Below are 20,882 nucleotides of genomic sequence, written 5' to 3' on the forward strand. Positions count from 1 at the left end.
TGCGGAGGCCCGCGATCAGGCGGCCTTGCCGCGGGCGATGTAGACGTTCATGCCGGTGAAGTCGAGGGTGATGTTGTACGGCTTGTAGAAGCTGTGGAAGAAGGTGACCGGCACGTCGAACCCGAGGGGGGCGAGTGCGGACTCCGGGTGCGTGTTGCAGTAGATGTCGTGGGCGGTGGCGCTGCCGAGGCGGATCTCCTTCGGATAGCACGGGTAGGTGACCGCTGGGTGGCTGTGAGCGTGAGTCCTGATGGGGCGGTCGTAGTCGGTGCGGATCCGCAACCGTTCGGCCGTATCCCCGTGCATGACCGCGGCGGCCTCGCTGCCTCCGCCGATGGGCAAGGCCACCACGCGCGGGCCTGAGCCGGCGACGCTGCCCCTGCTGTGGACCATGTGCTCACGGGCCAGCCACAGCGGCAGGGGCTCCGCGCCCGCCCGTTCGGCGGCGGCGCGCGCCTGCCTGGCCGCTTCCGGGGTGTTGCGCCGCAGGATCAGCGATCGGCCCGCGTAGTCGAAGGTGGTCAGCAGGTGGTAGAAGACCCACGTGCCGATCATGCCGTCGTTGCCGGTGTCGACATCTCCGCCCGACTCCGACTCCGACCACGCCACGGGGATGTTACGCAGTTCGATGCCGCCCAGCCTGAACGAGTCCAGCACCCCGAAGTACTGCCATATGGTGCCGTCCAGATAATCGATCTTCTGGCTGGCGACGGGGCTCAGCCCGGCCTCCTTGGCCACCGTCGAGGACAGGCCCAGCCATGGGGAGCCGGTGTAGAACGTGAAGCGTTTTGACGATCCACCGTTGACCGAGGCCTCCACCAGCGGTTTCGGGTCCATCTGCGGCCAGGGCAGCCGCGCGATGTCGCCGTGGATCTGGTACGGCTCGCCGCGGACCGCCGCGAACCACGTGGCGAAGACGTCCCTGCCGGCCGCTTGCCAGTGTGGTGCGGCGAGGGCGAACTTGTCCTGCCGGATGTAGCAGTCGGCCAGGAACCGGTTGGCATCCTTGTCGCCGGGTGCCAGCCCGATGGCCATCTTGAGGTATTTCTCGGCTTCGGGGAACCGGTTGGCCAGCAGCCCGACGTAGCCGCGCCGGCGGGCCGCGTTCAGGTTCGCGGGGTCTGCTCTCAGGATCTCCTCGTACGCGCGCCCGGCCTGCTCGAACTTCCCCGCCTTGAACAGCGCGTCCGCGTCACCGCCGCGGGCTCGGGCCGTGGCCGCCCCGCCCAGCAGCGGTGCGGTCGCGGCGGCACCGGCCAGCACGGTGGCGCCCCGCAGCAGGGAACGCCGGTCCCATCTTCCGCCTTCAACCATGCCTTTCTCCTTTACGTCGATCGTCGTCCGCTGCACCTCGCCGTCCGGCGGACGGTCACAGCAGCTCCCGCCGGTTCGGCTCGCCCCGCTCGGTGAGGGCGACGCCGTAGTTGCCGGGGGCGTCCGGGCCGCCGACGTCGACCCGGCGCGGGCGGCCGGGGACGGGTGGTCTCGTGCCGGGCCAGCCGGTCCAAGTGCTTCACGCACGCCGGCGACAGCCCGTCCCGTGCTCTCCCGCCGTCAACCCCATCCACTGTCGGCCGACCGTGTCCCCGCCTCGTGCGCCCGGTGTCATCGTTGGGTCACGGTCGCGGCGTCTCGCCGGTCCGCCTGCTGCCGGCTCTGCCTGTCGCGGGCGCTCCCATGGGTGGGCGATGAGGGGGCCGGTGCGACCGCGTCACCTCGTCGTACGGGTGAGCACGCCCAGTGGGTCGGCCAGCAGGTCGGAGAAGCCGAGTTCGGCGGCGCCGACCAGGGTGGCGTCGTCCCCCAGGGCCGAGGTGCGCAGTCTCACCCGTTCGCGCGCGACGGGCAGCACGTTGGCGGCGATGCGGGCGCGTACCTGGGCCGCGGCGCCCGGATACATGTCGCGCAGCATGCCGCCGAAGACGACCATGCCGGGGTTGAAGAGGTTGATGAGGTTGGCCACGCCGATGCCGAGCCAGTCGCCGACCTGGCGCAGCGCCTCCTGGGCTGCGGGATCGCCACGGTCGGCGTCGTCCACCACGGCTCGTACGGCGTCGCGGCCGAACAGGTCGGCGGGCCGGCCCGCGGCGTCGAGGAGTGCCCGCTCGCCGGCCTCCGCCTCCAGGCAACCATGGGAGCCGCATCCGCAGGGACGCCCGTTGTACGGGTTCACCACCATGTGCCCTAGCTCGCACCCGTAGCCGCCGTCGCCGTCCAGCAGCTTGCCGCCCACGATGATGCCGCCGCCCACGCCGACGTCCCCGTGGAGGTAGATCAGGTTCTGGAAGCCGGCGCCCGCTCCGCGTTGCTGTTCGGCCAGCGCGCCGAGGTGCGCCTCGTTGCCCACGGCAACCGGCAGGCAGAGGCCCAGCCGGCGGCCGAGCTCGGTGCCGAACGCCTGGTCCACCCAGCCCATGTCGGGCCCGAAGCGCACCATGCCGTCGCCCGGCCGGATCATGCCGCAGTAGGAGGCGCCGACGCCGACGCACACGGAGTCCGGAGGCGCCGTACGGTGCAGCTGCCGGCCGAAGCGGGCGAGCACCTCGACCACCCGGTCGAGGTCGGCTCCGGCGCGCGGGCGGACCGTCTCCCTGCGGTCCAGCATGATCCCGCCGAGCGCCACCCGGGCGGCGACCAGCCGGTCCACGGCGACGTCGAAGGCGAGCACGTAGACCTGGCCGGAGTCGGGGCGGACCACCAGCGACGGCCGTCCCGCCCGGCCGGTGTCGGCGGGCAGCTCTTCGCGGACCAGGCCTGCCGTGGCGAGCTCGGTGGTCAGCGCCATGATGGTGCTGCGGTTCAGCCTCATCCGCTCGGCCAGCGCCGTGCGGGAGACCGCGCCGCCCAGGTGCACGTGCCGGAGCAGGGTGCCGGCGTTGTGCCGGCGGATCTCCTCCTGGGCCAACCTGACCTCCGGGATCGTCCCGTCCACTCAAGTATCTGATCTGGACGATACCCGGACAACGGCCTCCGGGGCTTCAGGCGTCAGGCGCAGGTGTAGCCGGAGGGGAGGGCGGTGTCGCCGTTCGGGCGGCTCGCCTGGAAGCCGACGCCGCCGGCGCTGGCCCCGGGGGCGAGGGTGCCGTTGTGGCCGGCGTTCCTGATGGTCACGGTCTGCCCGCTGACGGTGGTGGCGCCGTTCCACGAGCCGGTCAGCGTGTGCCCGGCCGGCAGGGTGAAGGTGACGGTCCAGCCGGTGATCGTCGTCGTGCCGGTGTTGGTGACGGTGAGCGGCTGGATGACGTACCCGGTGCCCCACTGGGTCTGGACGGTGGCCTCGGCGGTGCAGCCTCCGGTGGACGTGCCGGGCCGGGTGGTGATCTGCGCGGTGGTCGAGACCGGCGAGGTGTTGCCCGCGGCGTCCCTGGCCCTGACCTGGTAGCGGTAGGTGGTGTCGGGGGTCAGGCCCGTGTCGCCGTACGAGGTCGTGGCCGAGGTGGCGACCTGGGCGAACGTGCCGCCGCTCGCGCCGGGGGCGCGCAGGATGTCGTAGCCGGTGACGCCCTGGTCGTCCGTCGACGCCGTCCAGGTCAGGCTCGTGCCGGTGGACGTGGTGCCCGAGGCCGTGAGGCCGGTCGGGGCGGTCGGCGGGGAGGTGTCGCCGGAACCGTCGCCGAGGGACGGCGTCTGCCAGTCTCGCCACTCGGCCAGGTTGCCCTGCGCCCTGGACGAGATCCTCATCGCGCCGGGTGCGTTGCCCGTCTTGAGGAGGAACTTCTGGATGTGCTGCTGCAGCGGGGTCCGCCACTCCGACCGGTTGGCGCAGTGGCTGCCGTCCTGGACGTCGGACCAGTAAGTGATGTTGTCTCCGGCGCCGAGCGCTTTGTACACCTCCGCCCCGCCGAGGGCCGCCACGCTGGCCGACCTGGGACCCAGGTTGGTGATGTGGGGGTTGTCCATGATGAAGAGCCCGCGCGGGGCGATCATGGCCACTGTTTCGTGCGTGTCCACAGGCAGCCGGTTCGGGTTGCCGGTGAAGGAGCCGAACGCGTCGCCCAGCCATGGTTGCTCGCCGTACGCGCTGCTCAGGCTCTGGGCGCCCTCCCCGGGGATGCCGCGGAAGATGGGCACGCCCGCGCTGCCCGACTCGATCGGCATGGTCAACGCGATGCGCTGGTCGAACGCGCCCACCACGAAGGCGCCCTTGCCGAACCGCGAGCATCCGGTGACGCCGGTGGCATCCGCTCGCAGGATGCCGCCGCCCGACTGCTCGATGACGTCGATGATGCGGCTCACGCCCCAGGCCCAGGCGACCAGCAGTCCGGTGCTGCTCGACGAGCCGTAGACGTCGTAGAACGCGCCCTGCTTGTTGTTGCGCGGTGTGCCCTCCCTGCCGACCGCGTACGGGTCGTAAGTGATGACCGCCGCCCCCGCGGCCCTGATGGCGGCCGTGTCGGCGCCGAAGCCTCCCAGCACCACGACCGCGGGGAACGGCCCGGAACCGCTCGGCAGCGAGACACCGGCGGAGAAGCCGGTGCTCCTGCCGTTGTGGTTGACGTTCACCGTGATGCCGGTGCTGGAGACCGTGCCCGTGACGCTCGCCGGCTTCGCGGGCTTCTCGCCGTAGACGAATCGTTCCGCCAGCTTCTTGATCTCCGCCCGCCGGCACCGCCAGTCGGACCTGGCGGTGATGCGCGTGCCGTCCAGCTTCCTGAAGGGGTCGGGGAGCCGGGAGTCGGACGGCAACGATCCTTCGCCGGGCAGGCCGGTCACCGCGCAGCCGGCGCCCTCGTCCTCGACGCCGGCCGCGAAAGACACGGCGGGGGCCGCGGCGGGAGCCGCAGTGACGGCCGCAGTGACGGCCGCAGTGGGGGCCGCAGCGAGCGCCGCTGTCTCCGCTCCGGCGGCCCAGAGTGCCGCCGCCACCAGCGCGACGGCCGCCGTATGCATCGTCGAGCGGCCCGAGCATCTGATCACTGTGGCTCTCCTTCCGCACGGGGGTGCGGGCGACGATCGCCGATCGATCGTTCAGCGCGCGCGTCCAGCCGCTGATCAGTGTGGGAATTGCTCCGAAACATGTCAACGGTTCATGGAAATTTTTCGGAACAGGGCGGGGGAGACGCCTTGTGACCAGGCGTTGGCGGTGGCGGGGCGATGAAACTACGCCGTTTGGAAGGCCCGCGTCCGCCTGGGCCGGGCTCCGAAAGTTTCGGTCCAGCGGGCGGTCAGGCGTCCTGCTTCGCGGCCGCGAAGTGGCGGGGGAGCCCGGTCATGGCGACGTCGAGGGCGCGGGTGACGTCCTCGATCAGGGCGGCTCCGTGCCGCCCGTTCTCGATGGAGGCCCGGCCGGCGCTCGCGAGCGCTCCCACCATGGCTCCCACGACGGCGTGCGCGGTGACGTCGTCCAGGTCGGGGAACACCTCCCGCAGCGCCTTCGCCCACTCGTGCTGGAGGTCGAAGATCCAGCGCAGCGCGATCGCCCGCAGCGCGGGAACGGTGAGGGCCAGACGCGTGCGGATCACGACCAGGTCCTCGTCGGCGTCGACGCTCCACCGTCCCGGTTCCAGCACCATGGCGAAGGCCCGCCGCAGCAGGCTCTCCAGCGACTCTCCCGGATGGGGCGCCGAGGTCAGCGTGCGTATGGCGTCGACCCGCTCGGGATAGTCGGCGAAGGCGAGGTCCTCTTTCGCGGGGAAGTGCTTGTAGAACGTGGCGGGCGACAGCTCGGCGGCCGCGCAGATGTCGGCCACGGTGGTCTGGTCGTATCCCCGCTCCGCGAACAGCCGCAGCCCTGTGTGCACCAGGGTCTGCCGGGTGCGCCGTCTCTTGCGCTCCCGCAAGCCCATCTGCTCCGCCATGCGCTCAGCATAGTAGACAGCGTATGAAGGTATGTATTATCTAAAAGTAGAGACTCTCTACTAAGGAGGAGGTCGTATGGCCGCCGGGCCTGGTACACGACCCATGCAACTGCCCACCGCGCGGGAGCACCCCTTCGACCCGCCCGCCCCGCTTCGCGACCTCGCCGCCCAGGGACCGCTGCACCCGCTGAGCTTCCCCGACGGTCACATCGGCTGGGTGACGACCAGTCGCGATCTCGCCCGTGCCGTGCTGGCCGACCAGCGCTTCAGTGCCCGGCAGGACCTGCGTCACCTGCCCTTCGAACACGCACTCGGCGAGGACCCCGGCGCGCCGATGCTGCCTGGGATGTTCCTGCGCCTCGACCCGCCCGACCACACCCGCTACCGCAGGCTGCTGACCGCCCACTTCACCGTGCGCCGGCTCAACGGGCTGACCCCGCGGATCCAGCAGATCGCCGACGAGTGCCTGGACGCGATGGAGCGGGCGGGCTCCCCGGCCGACCTGGTCCAGCACTTCGCTCTGCCGATCCCCTCGCTGGTGATCTGCGAACTGCTCGGCGTGCCGTACGCCGACCGGTCGGAGTTCCAGGGCACCACGGAGACGATGGTCCGCCTGGGCACGCCCAAGGAGGAGTACATGGCCGCCATGAACCACCTCTACGGCTATTTCCGCCGGCTGGTCGCGGCCAAGCGCGCCGACCCCGGGGATGATCTGCTCAGCGCGCTCGTCACCGGCAGCGACCTGACCGACGAGGAGCTCACCGGCGTCGGGCTGGTGCTGCTCATCGCCGGGCACGAGACGACCGCCAACATGCTCTCCCTCGGCACCTACGCCCTGCTGCGCCATCCTGACCAGCTCGCCGCCCTGCGCGCCGACCCCACGCTGATCGACGGCGCGGTCGAGGAACTGCTCCGGTACCTGTCGATCATCCAGTTCGGCGCGCAGCGCACCGCGCTGGAGGACGTCGAACTGGAGGGCATGACCGTCAGGAAGGGGCAGACGGTGGTGATCTCCATCCCGATGGCGAACCGCGACCCCGGACAGTTCGGCGACCCCGACACCCTCGACCTGGCCAGGCAGGCCACCGGCCACGTGAGCTTCGGTCACGGGGTGCACCAGTGCCTCGGCCAGCAGCTGGCCAGGATCGAGATGCGGGTCGCGTACGCGGCGCTGTTCCGCCGATTCCCCGGCCTGCGCCTCGCCGTGCCCGAGGAGGAGCTCGCGATGAAGACCGACATGGCCATCTACGGGGTGCACCGGCTGCCGGTGGCCTTCGATCCCGCCTGAGAGCGCCCTGCCGGGCGGGTGCCGCGGCCCGGCGGAAATCCGTTCGACGCCGGGCTCGCGGGCTGCCTACTGTTGACCGCCTGAGCACATTGTCACGGACACGAGCGGGATGGGGCGTACGGCATGACGGGAGCGGCGGGGCCGGAGTTCGCTCAGGAGCGCATCTGGGACGCCGAGGCTGCTCGGCGCTATGACACGCCGGGCACCGGCATGTTCGCGCCCGAGGTGCTGGAGCCGACCGTGAGCCGCCTCGCCGAGCTCGCGGGCGGCGGGCGGGCGCTCGAGTTCGCCATCGGGACCGGCCGCGTGGCCGTGCCGCTCGCCGAGCGTGGGGTGCCGGTCACCGGCGTCGAGCTGTCGAGGCCGATGATCGAGCAGCTGCGTACGAAGGTGGACGAGGCGACGATCCCGGTGGTCGCCGGCGACATGGCGACCGCCTCGGCCCCTGGGCCGTACTCCCTCGTCTATCTCGTCTTCAACACGATCTCCAACCTGCTCTCCCAGGCCGAACAGGTCGCGTGCTTCCGCAACGCCGCCCGCCACCTCGAGCCCGGCGGCCGGTTCGTGATCGAGTTGTGGGTGCCCGAGCTGCGCAAGCTGCCACCGGGCCAGCCGGCGACGGTCTTCACCGCCGAGCCCGGCTACGTCGGCCTCGACACCTACGACGTCCTGCGGCAGCTGGTCGTGTCGCACCACTTCACCTTCGACGAGGGCAGGCAGGCCGAGCTGTTCCGCAGCCCGCACCGCTACATCTGGCCGGCCGAGCTCGACCTCATGGCCCAGCTGGCCGGGTTCGAGCTGGAGTCCAGGCACGCCGACTGGGCCGGAGCCGAGTTCACCGCGGAGTCACGTTCGCACGTGTCCGTCTACCGCCTCCCGCCCGGCCGGCCGTGAAAGGGCGGATCCTCTCGCGGTGCGGGCGCCTCTTGTGGAGGACGGTCATGCCGGGGAGGAGACCCGGACGGGTGACGCCATGACCATGGCCGGGCGGCGGGCGCGCTGATCGACTCTGCCGGACTCGTGCAGGTCCGTGACGGGCGGCCACCTGCCGTCCCGTCATGATGAATCCGAAACCCTGCGTCTATTATTGGTCCCGATGGCGATGATCTCCATCACATCCTCATTGCGGGCAGGAATGTCGCGGCCGGCTCAACCGTGCAGGTCATCACCGCTAACTTGACGTTAACCACGTGTTTCGCGGAGGCGGAAATTCGTTGGCGGGTGGTTCTGCAGGTGGACAAGGAGCGGCGGGCGGCAGATATTGGAGCAGGAGGTTTTCATGGATGTGCGCCTTGACCATCTCGTCTGCTGGGTTGCCGACCAGCGCAGGTCCCTGCATTTCTACGAGCAGGTGCTCGGGCTGCCCGGGGTGCGGACGGAGGAGTTTCGCGATGGAAAGGCGGCCTTTCCCAGCGTGCGGATCTCGGCTGGGACGATCCTCGATCTCATCGCGTACGACGCCTTAAAAGGGGTCGACGAGCACACGGGGGTGAAGGGCAGTTCCGGGCATCCGATCAACCATTTTTGTCTGTCCGTGGCCAAGGAGGATTTCGACGCCCTCCAGGTCCGGTTGAAACAGCACGGAGTGGAGATCTCCGGCACCGCGACCAACATCTTCGGCGCCCAGGGCATCGCTCCCGAGGCGATTTACTTTCCTGATCCCGATGGGAACGTGCTGGAAGTCCGCTATTACGATTGATCGTTTCGGGGGCGCGGCCGGCACGGTGCGTCCGCCGGAGCCCGGGAAGTGTCGGCCGCGTCTGGTACACAGTCGGGCATGGGTGTGAGCGTCGATGAGTTCCTCGAGCTGCTGAACGAGCTGCCCGAGGTCCGGATGAGCCACGGTGGCGAGTGGATCGGGCTCAAGGTGCGTGACAAGGGCTTCGGCTACCTGTGGGAGGCGACCGAGACCGTCGGGCTCAAGGCCACGATCGAGGAGCAGATCGCCCTCGTGGCCGAGCGGCCCGAGGTGTTCGAGGTGCAGTTCACGGCAGGGCGGTTCGGCTGGGTGGTGGTCCACCTCGACAAGATCGACTCTGACGAGCTGTTCGAGCTGGTGGCCGAGGCGTGGTGCCTGACCGCGCCGAAGCAGCTGGTGGACGATTTCGAAGCCACCCACCAAATCGGGCAACAGGTGCAGTCTGGGTAATCTCGGGCAGCGTGACCCATGTGAACATGCGGCTGCGGGAGTGGCGCGCCGACGACGCCCCGGCCGTGCTGCGCGCCTTCCAGTCCCCCGATCTGCGGCACCAGGCGCCGTGGCCCGTCGTCACCCTCCAGGACGCCATGGGCTGGATCGCCGCCTGGCCGGGGGCCGGTCACGCCTTCGCCGTGACGGTGGGCGAGCAGGTCGTGGGCAACGTCGCGGTCGCCGGCATCGACGCCCGCGGCAACGGCTGGGTCTCCTACTGGGTCGTGCCCGCCTACCGCGGGCGGGGCATCGCGGCGGCGGCCACCGACGAGCTGGCCCGATGGGCGTTCGGCGAGCGTGGCCTCCACCGGCTGGGGCTGGAGCACCGCACGAACAATCCGGCGTCGTGCCGGGTCGCCACCAAGGCGGGCTTCCGGCCCGAGGGGATCGAGCGGGGCAAGCTCTGCCACGAGGGAGTGCGCTACGACGTCGAGCGGCACGCCCGGCTGGCGACCGACCGCTGAGGCGTTGGGTTCCGGAGGGAGTGCCTGGTCACCGACCGGCGCGCTGATCTACCCTGTGCGGGTGGACAGCGAGAGTCTGGCGGCGGCCGGGCTGCTGGCGGCCCTGAGCCGGGCGTCGGGGATTCTCGCGGAGTTACGCCATCCCTTCGTGAGAAGCGAGCGCTTCTCCTACTTCTTCCCTCCCGCGGGCGCCAGGACCGGCGCCACCTTCATCCTGCCCGACGGCCGCGAGGTGCGGTTCGAGGTGTCCATCGCCGCCTCGGGCGGCGCCTTCCAGGTGGCGGGCACGATCACGGCGGAGGGCGAGTCCCTGCTCGACCTGCCGCGCAGGAGCCTGCCCGGCGTCTCCGACGCTCTCGCCGTGCTCGACGACTACGCGGGGGAGGTGGCGGCCCCGGCGGGACGGCTGATCGACCGACTCCTCGACGAAGTTGTCTGATTGTCAGACAGTAAGGCACAATGGCGAGCATGAGGAAGGGACCGCTCGCCGTCGTCGGCGCGTCCGTGCTCTGGGGCACGGCGGGCACGGCCGGGCTGCTCGTCTCCGCCGACTCCGTGGCGCTGGCCGCCGCGCGGCTCGTCATCGGGGGCACGGCGCTCGCCCTCTACGCCGGAGCCGGTCTCAGAAGCGCGTTCAGGCCCGGGCTCCTGCCGGCCGCCGCCGCGGTGGCCGCCTACCAGCTCTGTTTCTTCGCCGCGGTCGGCCGCACCGGCGTGGCCATCGGGACGGTGGTCGCGATCGGCAGCGGGCCCGTCTTCACCGGGCTGCTCTCCTGGTTCCTGCACGGCCGCAGGCCGAGCGGGCGCTGGACCGTCGCGACCACGGCGGCCATCTGCGGGTCCGCCGCGCTGATCGCCGGCGGCGGGGCGCAGGCGGGTGGGGAGGTGGTGTCGGGGGTGCTGTTCGCGCTGCTGGGCGGGTTGCTGTACGCCTTCTACACCGTCATGGCGGCCCGCGAGATCGGCCGGGGGGTCAGGCCGGACGCCGTGATGGGGGTGATGTTCGGCGGGTCGGCGGTGATCATGTTGCCGATCCTGATGGCGAACGGGGTCTCCTGGCTGGGGGAGCCGCGCGGGCTGGCCGCCGTGCTCTATCTCGGGCTCGGCACCACCGCCCTGTCCTACTTCCTGTACGGCCGAGGGCTGCGCACCACCCCCGTGGCCACGGCCGCCACGCTGGCGCTGGCCGAGCCGGCCGTCGCGGCGCTGCTCGGCCTGGTCGTGCTGGGCGAGCGGCTGGCCCCGGTGTCGGTCGCCGGGCTCGTCCTGCTGGCCCTGAGCCTCGTCGCGGTGGCCGTACCGGAAAGAAGGCCGGAAAGGGCGTTAGAGTCGCAGCCGTGACGTTGCCGCTCAGACCCGTCTCCACAGTGGGCGCGCTCGCCGACGCCCTGCGCAGCAGGGTGCTCTCCGGCGAGATCGCGCCCGGCACCCCGCTGCCCGAACAGGAGATCGCCGCGTCCTACGGCGTGGCCAGGCCGACCGTGCGGGAGGCGCTGGCGACGCTGGTGCACGAGGGCCTGCTCAGGCGCGAGCGCAACCGCAGCGCCTACGTCCCGGAAGTGACGCTCTCCGATCTCGACGATCTCATGTACGTCCGGCGGCCGCTCGAGGACCTGATGGCCCAGGCGGTGGCCGGGCGGCGGGTGCCGGAGGCCGACGCGGCCCTGCACCGGATGGCCGCGCTCCCGGCCACGGCGGCGTGGTCGGAGAGCGTGGCCGAGCACATGGCGCTGCACGAGGCGCTGATCGAGGCGGTGGGAAGCCCTCGGCTCGAACGCCTCTACGGCGCCCTGGCCGCCGAGACCAGGCTCGGGCTGGTCCGGCTGCGCGAGGTCTACGAGGACAGGGAGGTGCTGGTGCGCGAGCACCGCGAGCTGCTCGACGCGATCGCCGAAGGGCCGCAGGACGCGGCGCGGGCGGCGGTGGCGGCGCATCTCAGCCACTCGTGGGGCGGCCGCCACCGCTGAGGTGTCCCGGGGCGCCGAAAGCGTGCCCGGCAAACGCCCTTCATTGCGTACGAACCCTTGCGGGACCACCCCTGAACTCGCAAGAATCGCGCCCATGCACGGCAATCCGATGCCGGACTCCTACGTGTACGTCACGGAAGAAGGCGTCACCCGTCACTATGCTGACGGTAGCGTCGAGGCTCTCGCCTGGGAGGACGTCGTCGAGGTCCGTGTCGTCACGGAAGCCGGCGCGGACGTCCTCTACATCCTGCTCGACCGCGACGGCGAGGGTTGCGTCGTGCCGCGTTCCGCCACGGACGCCGGCTTTCTCGCCCGCCTGCGCTACCTGCCGGACTTCGACCTCGACCGGCTCACCCTGGCCGCCGACTCCACGCGTGACGGGGTGGTGGTCGTGTGGCGCAGCCCGGATCCGCCGTCGGCGCTGCCGGACCTGGAGTACGACTAGCGCAACCCGGCTGAACGATTCACGAATTTGTCGCCGTATTTCCTCGTTCACTGCCACTTCTGGACCGTTCCGTCAAGCCCTCATGCAGCTCAACAATCGTCCGGTTGTGGACATATGCCGTTATTCCCCACGCCTGAATCGATCTTTAATCTTTAGTGGGGGCCGCCGCCCTTGATTGTTCGAGGGACTTGTCAACCCGTGTGGTGCAAGGAACGTCAACAGCGGTGCATCGAGTATCAGGTGGTGTTATGAGGGTGGGGACTGGGGAGTCCGCTGTCGTGCTCCTCGAGGCCGTACCACGTCGTGCGTCGAGCATCTGGACGCGGGCGTACCTGCGGCTCCTGTTATCCGGCGACACGATGTGCGTGCTGCTCGCGTGCGTCTGCGTGCTGGGCGTCCGGCTCGTCGCCGGTGTGTACGTTCCGCCGGCCGAGTACCTGCTGGGATTCGGCCTCGTCGTCTCCTGGCCCGTCGCGCTCATGATGGGCGGCGCCTACCGCCAGCGCGCCAACGGAGAGGGCACCGACGAGTTCAAGGCCGTCTTCAACGGTGGCGCCGGGCTGATGGCCACGGTCGCCATCATGGCCTACGCCACGCAGACCACGATCGCGCGCAGTTTCGTCATGGCGATGTTGCCGCTCGCGCTGCTCGCCACGCTCTATTTCCGCTATCGCATGCGTAAACGTCTTCACCGGAGAAGAGCGGTGGGCGAGTACATGCGGCAGGTGGTCGCGGTCGGGCACCGGGAGTCGATTCTCGACCTCGTGATGCAGTTCAGGCGCCAGCCCTATCACGGAATGCGCGTGGTGGGGGCGTGCCTTCCCGAGGGCGGAATGGACGTCGACCTGGACGGTGTTCCGGTGCTGGGCTCGTTCGGCGACGTGGCGAACGTCGTGGAGCGCGAGAAGGCCGACGCCGTGGCCGTCCTGGCCTGCCCGGAGTTGGACGGGGCGGCGCTGCGCAGGCTGGCCTGGAGCCTGGAGACCGCGCGTACCGACCTCTTCGTCGCGCCCGCGCTCCTCGACGTGGCCGGGCCGCGCATCAGCATCAGGCCGGTGGCCGGGATGCCGCTGCTGCACGTGGAGCATCCGGAGTTCGACGGCACGAAGCAACTCGTCAAGAGCGTGTTCGACCGGCTCGTGGCCGGGAGCGCGCTGCTGCTGCTCGCCCTGCCGCTGCTGGCGATCGCGCTGGTGATCCGGCTGACGAGCCCGGGGCCCGCGCTGTTCTTCCAGGTCAGGGTCGGCAAAGGCGGCGAAGAATTCCGCGTCGTGAAATTTCGTACGATGGTGGTGGATGCGGAGCAGCGCAAACGTGTACTCCTCGACGCGAACGAGTTCGACGGAGTGCTCTTCAAGATGAGGAACGATCCAAGGATCACCCGGGTAGGCGCCTTCCTGCGCCGGTACTCGCTCGACGAGCTGCCCCAGCTGCTCAACGTCATCCGCGGCGAGATGTCCCTCGTCGGCCCCCGCCCGCCGCTGCCGGAAGAGGTCGGCAAGTACGGGACCGACGTCCGCCGCCGCCTGGTGGTCAAACCGGGCATGACCGGGCTCTGGCAGGTCAGCGGCCGCTCCGACCTGACATGGGAGGAGTCCGTACGCCTCGACCTGCGGTATGTGGAGAATTGGTCGCTCATCCTCGACCTGCAGATTCTCTGGAAGACCTGGTCCGTCGTCACCCGTGGAGAAGGGGCTTACTAGCTGTGAAAGCACTCGTGCTCGCCGGAGGGTCGGGCACACGGCTGCGGCCCATCACGCACACCTCGGCCAAGCAACTCGTGCCGGTCGCCGGCAAACCGGTCCTGTTCTACGGCCTGGAGGCGATCGCGGCGGCGGGGATCACCGAGCTCGGCATGGTGGTCGGCGACACCCAGGCCGAGATCGAGGCGGCCGTGGGCGACGGGTCGGCGTTCGGGCTGCAGGTGACGTACCTGCGGCAGGAGGCGCCGCTCGGGCTGGCCCACGGCGTGCTGATCGCCCGCGACTTCCTCGGCGACGACGACTTCGTCATGTATCTCGGCGACAACTTCATCGTGGGCGGCATCACCGACCTGGTCGCCCGGTTCGTCCGCGAGCGGCCGGCCGCCCAGATCATGCTCACCGAGGTCGGCGATCCGCGCCAGTTCGGCGTGGCCGAGCTCGACGGCGCGGGGCGGGTCGTCGGCCTGGAGGAGAAACCCGCGCGTCCCAAGAGCGATCTGGCGCTGGTCGGCGTCTACCTGTTCAGCCCGGCGGTGCACGCGGCGGTGGCGGAGCTGAAACCGTCGTGGCGGGGCGAGCTGGAGATCACCGACGCCATCCAGTGGCTCATCGAGGCAGGGCTGCGGGTGGAGTCATCGGTGATCACCGGCTACTGGAAGGACACCGGCAACGTCACCGACATGCTGGAGGTCAACCGGCTGGTCCTGGAGTCGGTGGAGCCGCGCGTGAGCGGCCACGTGGACGCGGCCAGCGACCTGGTGGGCCGGGTCGTGGTCGAGCCGGGCGCGGTGGTCGAGCGCTCGCGGGTGGTCGGCCCGGCGATCATCGGCGGCGGCGCGCGGATCCGCGACAGCTACGTCGGCCCGTTCACCTCCATCGGCGCGTCGTGCACGATCACCGGCAGCGAGATCGAGTACTCGATCGTGTTGCCCAGGGCATCCATCGCGGGAGTGGGCCGGATCGAGTGGTCGCTGATCGGCCACGACGTCGAGGTCACCCCCGCGCCCCACACCCCCAGAGCCCACCGTTTCGTACTGGGCGATCACAGCAAGGTGCAGATCAGTTCATGAGAGTTCTGGTGACGGGTGGCGCGGGGTTCATCGGCTCCCACTTCGTGCACGGCCTCGACGCAGCGGACGTGACCGTGCTGGACAAGCTCACGTACGCGGGAAGCCGGGCCAACCTCGACGGCGTGCGGCACACGTTCGTGCACGGCGACGTCTGCGACGCCGGCCTGCTGGCCGAGGTCGTGCCCGGCCACGACGTGGTGGTGAACTTCGCCGCCGAGTCCCACGTGGACCGGTCGATCGAGGGGGCGGCCGAGTTCGTGCGCACCAACGTGCTGGGCACGCAGACGCTGCTGCAGGCGTGCCTGGAGGCGGGGGTGGCCAAGATGGTGCAGGTGTCGACCGACGAGGTGTACGGCACCATCGAGTCGGGCTCCTGGACCGAGGACGCGCCGCTGGCGCCGCGCTCGCCGTACGCGGCCTCCAAGGCGGGCGCCGACCTGATCGCCCGCTCCTACGCGATCACCCACGGGATGGACGTCTCGATCACCCGGTGCGGCAACAACTACGGGCCCCGCCAGTATCCCGAGAAGATCATCCCGCTGTTCGTCACGCGGCTGCTGCGCGGCGCGACCGTCCCGCTGTACGGCGACGGCGGCAACGTGCGCGACTGGATCCACGTCCAGGACCACTGCGCGGGCATCCGCCTGGTGATGGACAAGGGCGAGCCCGGCGAGGTCTACCACGTCGCGGGCACGGCCGAGCTGACCAACCTGGAGCTGACCGGCCGCCTGCTGGAGGCCTGCGGCCGGGACTGGGACCTGGTCGAGCACGTCGAGGACCGCAAGGGCCACGACCGCCGGTACTCGCTCGACGACGCGAAGCTGCGCGCCCTGGGCTACCGGCCGGAGATCCCGTTCGAGCAGGGGCTGAAGGACACCGTGCGCTGGTATGCCGAGCACCGGGGCTGGTGGGCGGCTTGACAGGAGGCGTCATGAGATGGCTCATCACGGGCGCGGGCGGCATGCTGGCCACCGACGTGCTCGACCGTACGGCGCTGACCGGCGACCCGGTGGTGGCGCTCGCCCGCAGCGAGCTGGACCTGCGCGACCGGCGCGCGGTGCGCGACTTCGTGTGCGCCTACCGCCCCCGAGCGGTGATCAACTGCGCGGGGTGGACCGCCGTGGACGCGGCCGAGTCGCGCGAGGCGGAGGCGCTGGCGATCAACGGGCACGCGGTGCGCTGGCTGGCCGAGGCGTGCGACCAGGCCGGGTCGCGGCTGGTGCACGTGTCGACCGACTACGTCTTCGACGGCGCGAGCGCGGCGCCGTACCGCGAGGACGCGGCCACCGGGCCCGTGAACGCCTACGGGCGCACCAAGCTGGCGGGGGAGCGCGCGGCGCTGGAGCACGGCCATTACGTCGTGCGGACCGCCTGGTTGTACGGCGCGGCAGGTACCGACTTCGTCCGGACCATGATCAGGCTGGCCGGTGAGCGGCCGTTCGTGGACGTGGTCGACGACCAGCGCGGGCAGCCGACGTGGGCGGCCGATCTGGCCGACTTCCTCGTACGGCTGGCGCAGTCGGACCTGCCGCCGGGCGTCTACCACGGCGCATGCTCGGGCGAGACGACGTGGTACGGCCTGGCCAAGGAGGTCTTCACGCTCCTCGGCGCGGACCCCGGGAGGGTGCGGCCGGTGACCAGCGCCGACTGCCCGCGCCCCGCCCGGCGTCCGGCCAGCAGCGTGCTGGCCTGCACCAGAGCTGAGCCGCTGCGCCACTGGCGGGCGGCGCTGCACGCGGCCTGGCCGGTCATCGCCGCGAATGCGGGGCCTCAATGCAACGTGGCGTAGAACTCCTGGCACGCGCGATAGTCCGGCAGCAGCCCGGCCGCGAGCGCCTCGTCGAGCGAGGGAGCCGCGGCGTCCTTCTCCGACAGCACGGGCTCCACCTCGGGCGGCCAGCCGATCGCGAGCGCCGGGTCGAGCGGGTGGACGCCGTGCTCCCGGCCCGGCGCGTACGGCTGCGAGCACAGGTAGACCACCGTGGCCTGCTCGCTGAGCGCCATGAACGCGTGCCCGAGCCCTTCGGCGACGAGCATGCCCCGCCGCGTGCGGTCGTCGAGCGTCCGCGCCTCCCAGCGGCCGAACGTGGGCGAGCCCGCCCGCAGGTCGGCGACCACGTCGAGGACGCTGCCCGACACGCACATCACGTACTTCGCCTGGCCGGGCGGCACGTCGGCGAAGTGCACGCCCCGCAGCACCCCGCGGCCGGACACCGAGCAGTTGACCTGGGCGAGGTCGAACGGCCGCGGCAGGTCGGCCGCGCGGAACGCCTCGAGGAAAGAGCCACGGGGGTCGGTGTGGACGCGCGGCGTGTACACCCACGCTCCGTCGATCGAGAGGCGCTCCATGAGCGCAGCATGACAGAGCACTCCACCGCAAGGTAACTCTTCATCCCCTATGCCAGCCGATCAGGAGGAATACCCCATGATGACTGCGGTCTTCTCCAACAGCGATGCGAGCGACGAGAGGCGGCGCGAGCTCCTCTACCAGGGCGAGGTGTTCGTGTACGCGGCCTCGCCGGCCACGACGGAGCTGATCGGCTTCGCCAGGGAGCTGATCTCGGAGGCCTTCGGCGGGCTGGACCCGGAGACGGCGCAGCACGAGATGCCGGTCGAGGCCTTCGCCGAGGTGCTGGCCGGGCTCAAGCCCCGCTTCATCCACCACCCCCGGTGCAAGGAACTGCTGCCCGCCGTCATCGAGGAGCGCGGCTGCGACCTCGGGCGGACCTATTTCGACGTGCCCAGGATGCGCACCTCCACCTCCAACGACTATCTGGTCTCCGGCATCTCCTACGCCTTCCACCCGCACCGGGACTGCTGGTATTCGGCGCCGTTCAGCCAGGTCAACTGGTGGATCCCGATCTACGGCGTGGTGCCCGAGAACGTCATGGCCTTCCACCCGCGCTACTTCGACCAGCCGGTGCGCAACAGCAGCAGGGTGTACGACTACGCCGAGTGGAACCGCACCAGCAGGCAGTCCGCGGCTGCGCACATCCGTAGTGACACCCGCGTCCAGCCGCGGCCCGAGCAGCCGATCGATCTGGAGCCGCAGGTGCGCGTGGTGCCGGAGGCCGGCGGGACGCTCATGTTCTCCGGAGCCCAACTGCACTCAACCGTGCCGAACACCTCGGGCAGGACCAGGTTCAGCATCGACTTCCGCACCGTGCATCTCGACGATGTTCGCGCCCGGCGCGGCGCGCCGAACGTGGACGCCCGGTGCACGGGCACGACGCTGCGGGACTTCGTCCGCTGTAACGATCTGGCCCCCATGCCCGAAGATCTCGCGCTGGAGTACGAGAGCGCGGCCCTTGCCGGAGCGAGCTGAATGAACACCTGCCGACTGTGCGGCTCACATGAGCTTGCCGGGGTCGTGGACCTCGGCGCGACTCCGCCGTGCGAGCTGTTCCTGACCGTGGAGCAGCTCGACGAGCCCGAGCCCACCTACCCGCTGCACCTGCGGGTCTGCACCCGCTGCCGGCTGGCCCAGCTGCCGCCGCTGATCACGCCGGAAGAGACGTTCACCGAGTACGCCTACTTCTCCTCGTTCTCGACCTCCTGGGTTGAGCACGCGCGCCGGTTCGTGGACCAGGCGGGACCGCGGCCGGGCGACTTCGTGGTGGAGGTGGCCAGCAACGACGGCTACCTGCTCCAGCACGTGGTGGAGCGAGGGGTGCGCTGCCTGGGCATCGAGCCGTCCGCCAATGTCGGGAAGGCGGCGGCCGCCAAGGGGGTGCCGACGCTCACCGCATTCCTCACGCCGGAGGTCGGGCGGCGGGTGCGCGCCGAGCACGGGCCGGCCGATCTGGTGGTGGCCAACAACGTGTACGCGCACATCCCCGACATCGTCGGCTTCACGAAGGGCCTGCGGGCGCTCGTGGCGGATGACGGCCGGGTCTCCGTCGAGGTGCAGCACCTGCTGACGCTGATGGAGCTCAACCAGTTCGACACGATCTACCACGAGCACTTCCAGTACTACACGGTCGCCTCGGCGCAGCGGGCGCTGGCGAGCGGCGGTCTGCATCTCGTCGACGTCGATCTGCTGCCGACACACGGCGGGTCGATCAGGCTGTGGGCGCGGGCGGCGGAAGGGCCCGTGTCGCCGCGGGTGGTCGACGTGCTGGCCAGGGAGAAGGCTGCCGGGCTGCACGAGTCGTCCGGGTACGAGGACTTCGCGGCGCGGGTGGCCAAGGTGCGGCGCGACCTGCTGAGGTTTCTCATCGACGCGGCCGACGCGGGCAGGACCGTCGTCGGATACGGCGCTCCCGGCAAGGGCAACACCCTGCTCAACCACTGCGGGATCCGGCCCGACCTGCTCGCGTACACCGTGGACCGCAATCCGTACAAACACGGCCGGTTCACGCCCGGGTCGCGGATCCCGATCCGCGCGCCCGAGCGGATCGCCGAGGACCGGCCCGACTACGTGCTGGTGCTGCCGTGGAACCTGCGGGATGAGCTGGTGGAGCAGCTCGCGTACGTCCGTGAGTGGGGAGGCGCTCTGGTCTTCCCGATTCCGAGTCTGGAGGTCGTCGCATGAAAGTCGTGCTCTTCTGCGGCGGGCGCGGCACCCGGATGCGCAGCGGCGCGCCCGGCGGGGACATGCCCAAGCCGATGCAACTCGTCGGCCCCCGCCCGCTGGTCTGGCATGTCATGCGCTATTACGCGCACTTCGGGCACAAGGAGTTCGTCCTGTGCCTCGGCTACGGGGCCCAGCACATCAAGGAGTTCTTCCTGACGTACCAGGAGACAGGGTCGAACGACTTCATCATGCGCAACGGGCACGTCGAGCTGCTGTCCACCGACATCTCGGACTGGCAGGTGTCGCTGATCGACACCGGGCTCGACGCGCCGATCGGCGAGCGCTTACGCAGGGTGCGACCGTACCTCGGCACGGACGAGATGTTCCTGGCCAACTACGCGGACGTCCTCACCGACGCCCCGCTGCCCGACATCATCGACCGCTTCGCCGCCTCGAACGCGGGCGCGTCGATGATGGTGGTGCCGCCGACCAACACCTTCCACGTCGTCGACGTCAGCGAGGGCGGGCTCGTCGGCGGCATCACGCCTGTCAGCACGATGCCGCTCTGGGTCAACGGCGGCTTCTTCGTGCTCCGCCAGGAGATCTTCGAGCACATCCCGGAGAACGGCGACCTGGTGGCCGACGGCTGCGCCGAACTGGCCAAGAGGGGCCGCCTGCTGGCCTACCCCCATCGCGGTTACTGGCGGCCGAGCGACACCGTCAACCAGCGCCTGGAGCTGGACCGTTCCTGGGCGAGAGGCGAGCGGCCCTGGGCGCTGTGGGAAGCATGATCGGTCTGCGCCCCGCGCAGCTGGACGCGGTCGTCGCGCTCGGCGCGCACTGCGACGACATCGCCATCGGCGCCGGTGCGACCCTGCGGACGATCTGCCGCAACCGCCCGGGGCTGCGGGTGGACGCGCTGGTGTTGTCCGGCGGCGGCACCGAGCGGGAGGCGGAGGAATGGGCGGCGCTGGCGGCCTTCTGCCCTGGCGCCGACCTCAGCCTCACCGTGCTCAAGGTGCCCGACGGGCGGCTGCCGGCGCACTGGGACGAGGCCAAGAACGCCCTGGAGGGCCTGCGCGCCAGGACCCGGCCCGGCCTGATCCTCGCCCCCTGGACCGGCGACGCCCACCAGGACCATCAAGGGCTGGCCCGGCTCGTTCCGACAGTGTGGCGGGATCACCTGGCGCTGGGCTACGAGATCGTCAAGTGGGACGGCGACCTCGGGCGCCCTTCGGTCTACCAGCCGCTCGACGACGACATGGCCGAGACCAAGGTGAGGTTGCTTCAGGAGCACTACCACTCGCAACGGCACCGCCCCTGGTACGACAGGGAGGCCTTCCTCGGGCTCGCGCGCATCCGCGGCGTCGAGTGCAACGCCAGGTACGCCGAGGCGTTCCACGTGACCAAACTGACCATCGATCTGGCTGGAGACTGACT

22 protein-coding genes are annotated in these 20,882 nt (G+C 70.5%); 17 read left to right on the forward strand and 5 right to left on the reverse strand.

Going from position 1 to position 20,882, the window contains the following annotated elements; genetic code table 11:
- Window positions 1-15: 15 nt before the first annotated feature.
- The 4 genes from ABGB14_RS36340 to ABGB14_RS36355 all read right to left on the reverse strand — a co-directional run bounded on the left by ABGB14_RS36340 (window position 16) and on the right by ABGB14_RS36355 (window position 5,798).
- Window positions 16-1,314, reverse strand: a complete 1,299-nt coding sequence (locus ABGB14_RS36340) for an aspartyl protease family protein (RefSeq protein WP_347648378.1) — start codon at window positions 1,312-1,314, stop codon at window positions 16-18.
- A 397-nt stretch (window positions 1,315-1,711) separates the two neighbouring features.
- Window positions 1,712-2,932, reverse strand: coding sequence for an ROK family transcriptional regulator (locus ABGB14_RS36345; RefSeq protein WP_347648379.1), 1,221 nt, complete (start codon window positions 2,930-2,932; stop codon window positions 1,712-1,714).
- Window positions 2,933-2,985: 53 nt separating this feature from the next.
- A complete protein-coding gene (locus tag ABGB14_RS36350) occupies window positions 2,986-4,917 on the reverse strand; it encodes a cellulose binding domain-containing protein (RefSeq protein WP_347648380.1) in 1,932 nt (643 codons plus the stop codon).
- 248 nt (window positions 4,918-5,165) lie between these two features.
- Window positions 5,166-5,798, reverse strand: a complete 633-nt coding sequence (locus ABGB14_RS36355) for a helix-turn-helix domain-containing protein (RefSeq protein WP_347648381.1) — start codon at window positions 5,796-5,798, stop codon at window positions 5,166-5,168.
- 103 nt (window positions 5,799-5,901) lie between these two features.
- Between ABGB14_RS36355 and ABGB14_RS36360 the strand changes: the two genes are divergently transcribed.
- From ABGB14_RS36360 to rfbD, 13 genes are all read left to right on the forward strand, one after another.
- A complete protein-coding gene (locus tag ABGB14_RS36360) occupies window positions 5,902-7,086 on the forward strand; it encodes a cytochrome P450 (protein ID WP_347648382.1) in 1,185 nt (394 codons plus the stop codon).
- A 123-nt stretch (window positions 7,087-7,209) separates the two neighbouring features.
- Window positions 7,210-7,980: a class I SAM-dependent methyltransferase gene (locus ABGB14_RS36365; RefSeq protein ID WP_347648383.1), complete on the forward strand. Its 771-nt coding sequence runs from the start codon at window positions 7,210-7,212 to the stop codon at window positions 7,978-7,980.
- A 385-nt stretch (window positions 7,981-8,365) separates the two neighbouring features.
- Entirely contained in the window at window positions 8,366-8,785 is a 420-nt protein-coding gene (locus tag ABGB14_RS36370; protein ID WP_347648384.1) for a VOC family protein, read from the forward strand.
- Between the two features lie 78 nt (window positions 8,786-8,863).
- Window positions 8,864-9,235 carry an MmcQ/YjbR family DNA-binding protein gene (locus tag ABGB14_RS36375; RefSeq protein ID WP_347648385.1) on the forward strand — a complete coding sequence of 124 codons (372 nt, stop codon included), beginning with the start codon at window positions 8,864-8,866 and terminating at the stop codon, window positions 9,233-9,235.
- 11 nt (window positions 9,236-9,246) lie between these two features.
- Window positions 9,247-9,741 (forward strand): GNAT family protein, encoded by a 495-nt coding sequence (locus tag ABGB14_RS36380; protein ID WP_347648386.1) that lies wholly within the window; start codon window positions 9,247-9,249, stop codon window positions 9,739-9,741.
- Between the two features lie 61 nt (window positions 9,742-9,802).
- Window positions 9,803-10,180 carry a hypothetical protein gene (locus tag ABGB14_RS36385; RefSeq protein ID WP_347648387.1) on the forward strand — a complete coding sequence of 126 codons (378 nt, stop codon included), beginning with the start codon at window positions 9,803-9,805 and terminating at the stop codon, window positions 10,178-10,180.
- A gap of 29 nt (window positions 10,181-10,209) precedes the next feature.
- Complete coding sequence (locus ABGB14_RS36390) at window positions 10,210-11,082, forward strand: EamA family transporter (RefSeq protein WP_347648388.1); 873 nt, start codon at window positions 10,210-10,212, stop codon at window positions 11,080-11,082.
- A complete protein-coding gene (locus tag ABGB14_RS36395) occupies window positions 11,079-11,708 on the forward strand; it encodes a GntR family transcriptional regulator (protein ID WP_347648389.1) in 630 nt (209 codons plus the stop codon). Before ABGB14_RS36390 ends, ABGB14_RS36395 begins: the two co-directional genes overlap by 4 nt.
- A 94-nt stretch (window positions 11,709-11,802) precedes the next feature.
- Entirely contained in the window at window positions 11,803-12,153 is a 351-nt protein-coding gene (locus ABGB14_RS36400; RefSeq protein WP_347648390.1) for a hypothetical protein, read from the forward strand.
- Between the two features lie 248 nt (window positions 12,154-12,401).
- Window positions 12,402-13,856, forward strand: coding sequence for a sugar transferase (locus ABGB14_RS36405; RefSeq protein WP_347648391.1), 1,455 nt, complete (start codon window positions 12,402-12,404; stop codon window positions 13,854-13,856).
- A 2-nt stretch (window positions 13,857-13,858) separates the two neighbouring features.
- Window positions 13,859-14,926, forward strand: coding sequence for a glucose-1-phosphate thymidylyltransferase (locus ABGB14_RS36410; RefSeq protein ID WP_347648392.1), 1,068 nt, complete (start codon window positions 13,859-13,861; stop codon window positions 14,924-14,926).
- Window positions 14,923-15,846: a dTDP-glucose 4,6-dehydratase gene (gene rfbB / locus ABGB14_RS36415; protein WP_347648393.1), complete on the forward strand. Its 924-nt coding sequence runs from the start codon at window positions 14,923-14,925 to the stop codon at window positions 15,844-15,846. The genes ABGB14_RS36410 and rfbB overlap by 4 nt, the downstream gene beginning before the upstream one ends.
- A gap of 11 nt (window positions 15,847-15,857) precedes the next feature.
- The gene (rfbD, locus tag ABGB14_RS36420; protein ID WP_347648394.1) at window positions 15,858-16,715 is read left to right on the forward strand and encodes a dTDP-4-dehydrorhamnose reductase; all 858 of its coding nucleotides are present in this window, start codon (window positions 15,858-15,860) and stop codon (window positions 16,713-16,715) included.
- Here the strand turns inward: rfbD and rfbC are convergent.
- On the reverse strand, window positions 16,697-17,275 hold the full coding sequence (gene rfbC, locus ABGB14_RS36425; protein ID WP_347648395.1) for a dTDP-4-dehydrorhamnose 3,5-epimerase: 579 nt from the start codon (window positions 17,273-17,275) through the stop codon (window positions 16,697-16,699). The two genes, rfbD and rfbC, sit on opposite strands and share 19 nt — an antisense overlap.
- Window positions 17,276-17,351: 76 nt before the next feature.
- Here rfbC and ABGB14_RS36430 point away from each other — a divergent pair, with 76 nt between their 5' ends.
- Genes ABGB14_RS36430 through ABGB14_RS36445 form a run of 4 tightly spaced genes read left to right on the forward strand, consistent with a single transcriptional unit; the run spans window position 17,352 to window position 20,880 of the window.
- Window positions 17,352-18,251 carry a hypothetical protein gene (locus ABGB14_RS36430; protein WP_347648396.1) on the forward strand — a complete coding sequence of 300 codons (900 nt, stop codon included), beginning with the start codon at window positions 17,352-17,354 and terminating at the stop codon, window positions 18,249-18,251.
- Window positions 18,252-19,460 (forward strand): class I SAM-dependent methyltransferase, encoded by a 1,209-nt coding sequence (locus ABGB14_RS36435; protein WP_347648397.1) that lies wholly within the window; start codon window positions 18,252-18,254, stop codon window positions 19,458-19,460.
- Window positions 19,457-20,233, forward strand: coding sequence for a glucose-1-phosphate cytidylyltransferase (locus tag ABGB14_RS36440; protein WP_347648398.1), 777 nt, complete (start codon window positions 19,457-19,459; stop codon window positions 20,231-20,233). Before ABGB14_RS36435 ends, ABGB14_RS36440 begins: the two co-directional genes overlap by 4 nt.
- Entirely contained in the window at window positions 20,230-20,880 is a 651-nt protein-coding gene (locus ABGB14_RS36445; RefSeq protein WP_347648399.1) for a PIG-L family deacetylase, read from the forward strand. Before ABGB14_RS36440 ends, ABGB14_RS36445 begins: the two co-directional genes overlap by 4 nt.
- Window positions 20,881-20,882 lie beyond the last annotated feature (2 nt).

Origin of the sequence: Nonomuraea sp. B10E15 (assembly GCF_039871615.1) — a bacterium.
In the GTDB taxonomy this organism is placed as follows: domain Bacteria; phylum Actinomycetota; class Actinomycetes; order Streptosporangiales; family Streptosporangiaceae; genus Nonomuraea.

Coding starts and splice junctions, on each gene's coding strand:
- ABGB14_RS36340 (WP_347648378.1), bottom strand. CDS start 1,314: ATGGTTGAAGGCGGAAGATGGGACCGGCGTTCCCTGCTGCGGGGCGCC.
- ABGB14_RS36355 (WP_347648381.1), bottom strand. CDS start 5,798: ATGGCGGAGCAGATGGGCTTGCGGGAGCGCAAGAGACGGCGCACCCGG.
- ABGB14_RS36360 (WP_347648382.1), top strand. CDS start 5,902: ATGCAACTGCCCACCGCGCGGGAGCACCCCTTCGACCCGCCCGCCCCG.
- ABGB14_RS36365 (WP_347648383.1), top strand. CDS start 7,210: ATGACGGGAGCGGCGGGGCCGGAGTTCGCTCAGGAGCGCATCTGGGAC.
- ABGB14_RS36370 (WP_347648384.1), top strand. CDS start 8,366: ATGGATGTGCGCCTTGACCATCTCGTCTGCTGGGTTGCCGACCAGCGC.
- ABGB14_RS36375 (WP_347648385.1), top strand. CDS start 8,864: ATGGGTGTGAGCGTCGATGAGTTCCTCGAGCTGCTGAACGAGCTGCCC.
- ABGB14_RS36390 (WP_347648388.1), top strand. CDS start 10,210: ATGAGGAAGGGACCGCTCGCCGTCGTCGGCGCGTCCGTGCTCTGGGGC.
- ABGB14_RS36400 (WP_347648390.1), top strand. CDS start 11,803: ATGCACGGCAATCCGATGCCGGACTCCTACGTGTACGTCACGGAAGAA.
- ABGB14_RS36405 (WP_347648391.1), top strand. CDS start 12,402: ATGAGGGTGGGGACTGGGGAGTCCGCTGTCGTGCTCCTCGAGGCCGTA.
- rfbB (WP_347648393.1), top strand. CDS start 14,923: ATGAGAGTTCTGGTGACGGGTGGCGCGGGGTTCATCGGCTCCCACTTC.
- rfbD (WP_347648394.1), top strand. CDS start 15,858: ATGAGATGGCTCATCACGGGCGCGGGCGGCATGCTGGCCACCGACGTG.
- rfbC (WP_347648395.1), bottom strand. CDS start 17,275: ATGGAGCGCCTCTCGATCGACGGAGCGTGGGTGTACACGCCGCGCGTC.
- ABGB14_RS36430 (WP_347648396.1), top strand. CDS start 17,352: ATGATGACTGCGGTCTTCTCCAACAGCGATGCGAGCGACGAGAGGCGG.
- ABGB14_RS36435 (WP_347648397.1), top strand. CDS start 18,252: ATGAACACCTGCCGACTGTGCGGCTCACATGAGCTTGCCGGGGTCGTG.
- ABGB14_RS36440 (WP_347648398.1), top strand. CDS start 19,457: ATGAAAGTCGTGCTCTTCTGCGGCGGGCGCGGCACCCGGATGCGCAGC.
- ABGB14_RS36445 (WP_347648399.1), top strand. CDS start 20,230: ATGATCGGTCTGCGCCCCGCGCAGCTGGACGCGGTCGTCGCGCTCGGC.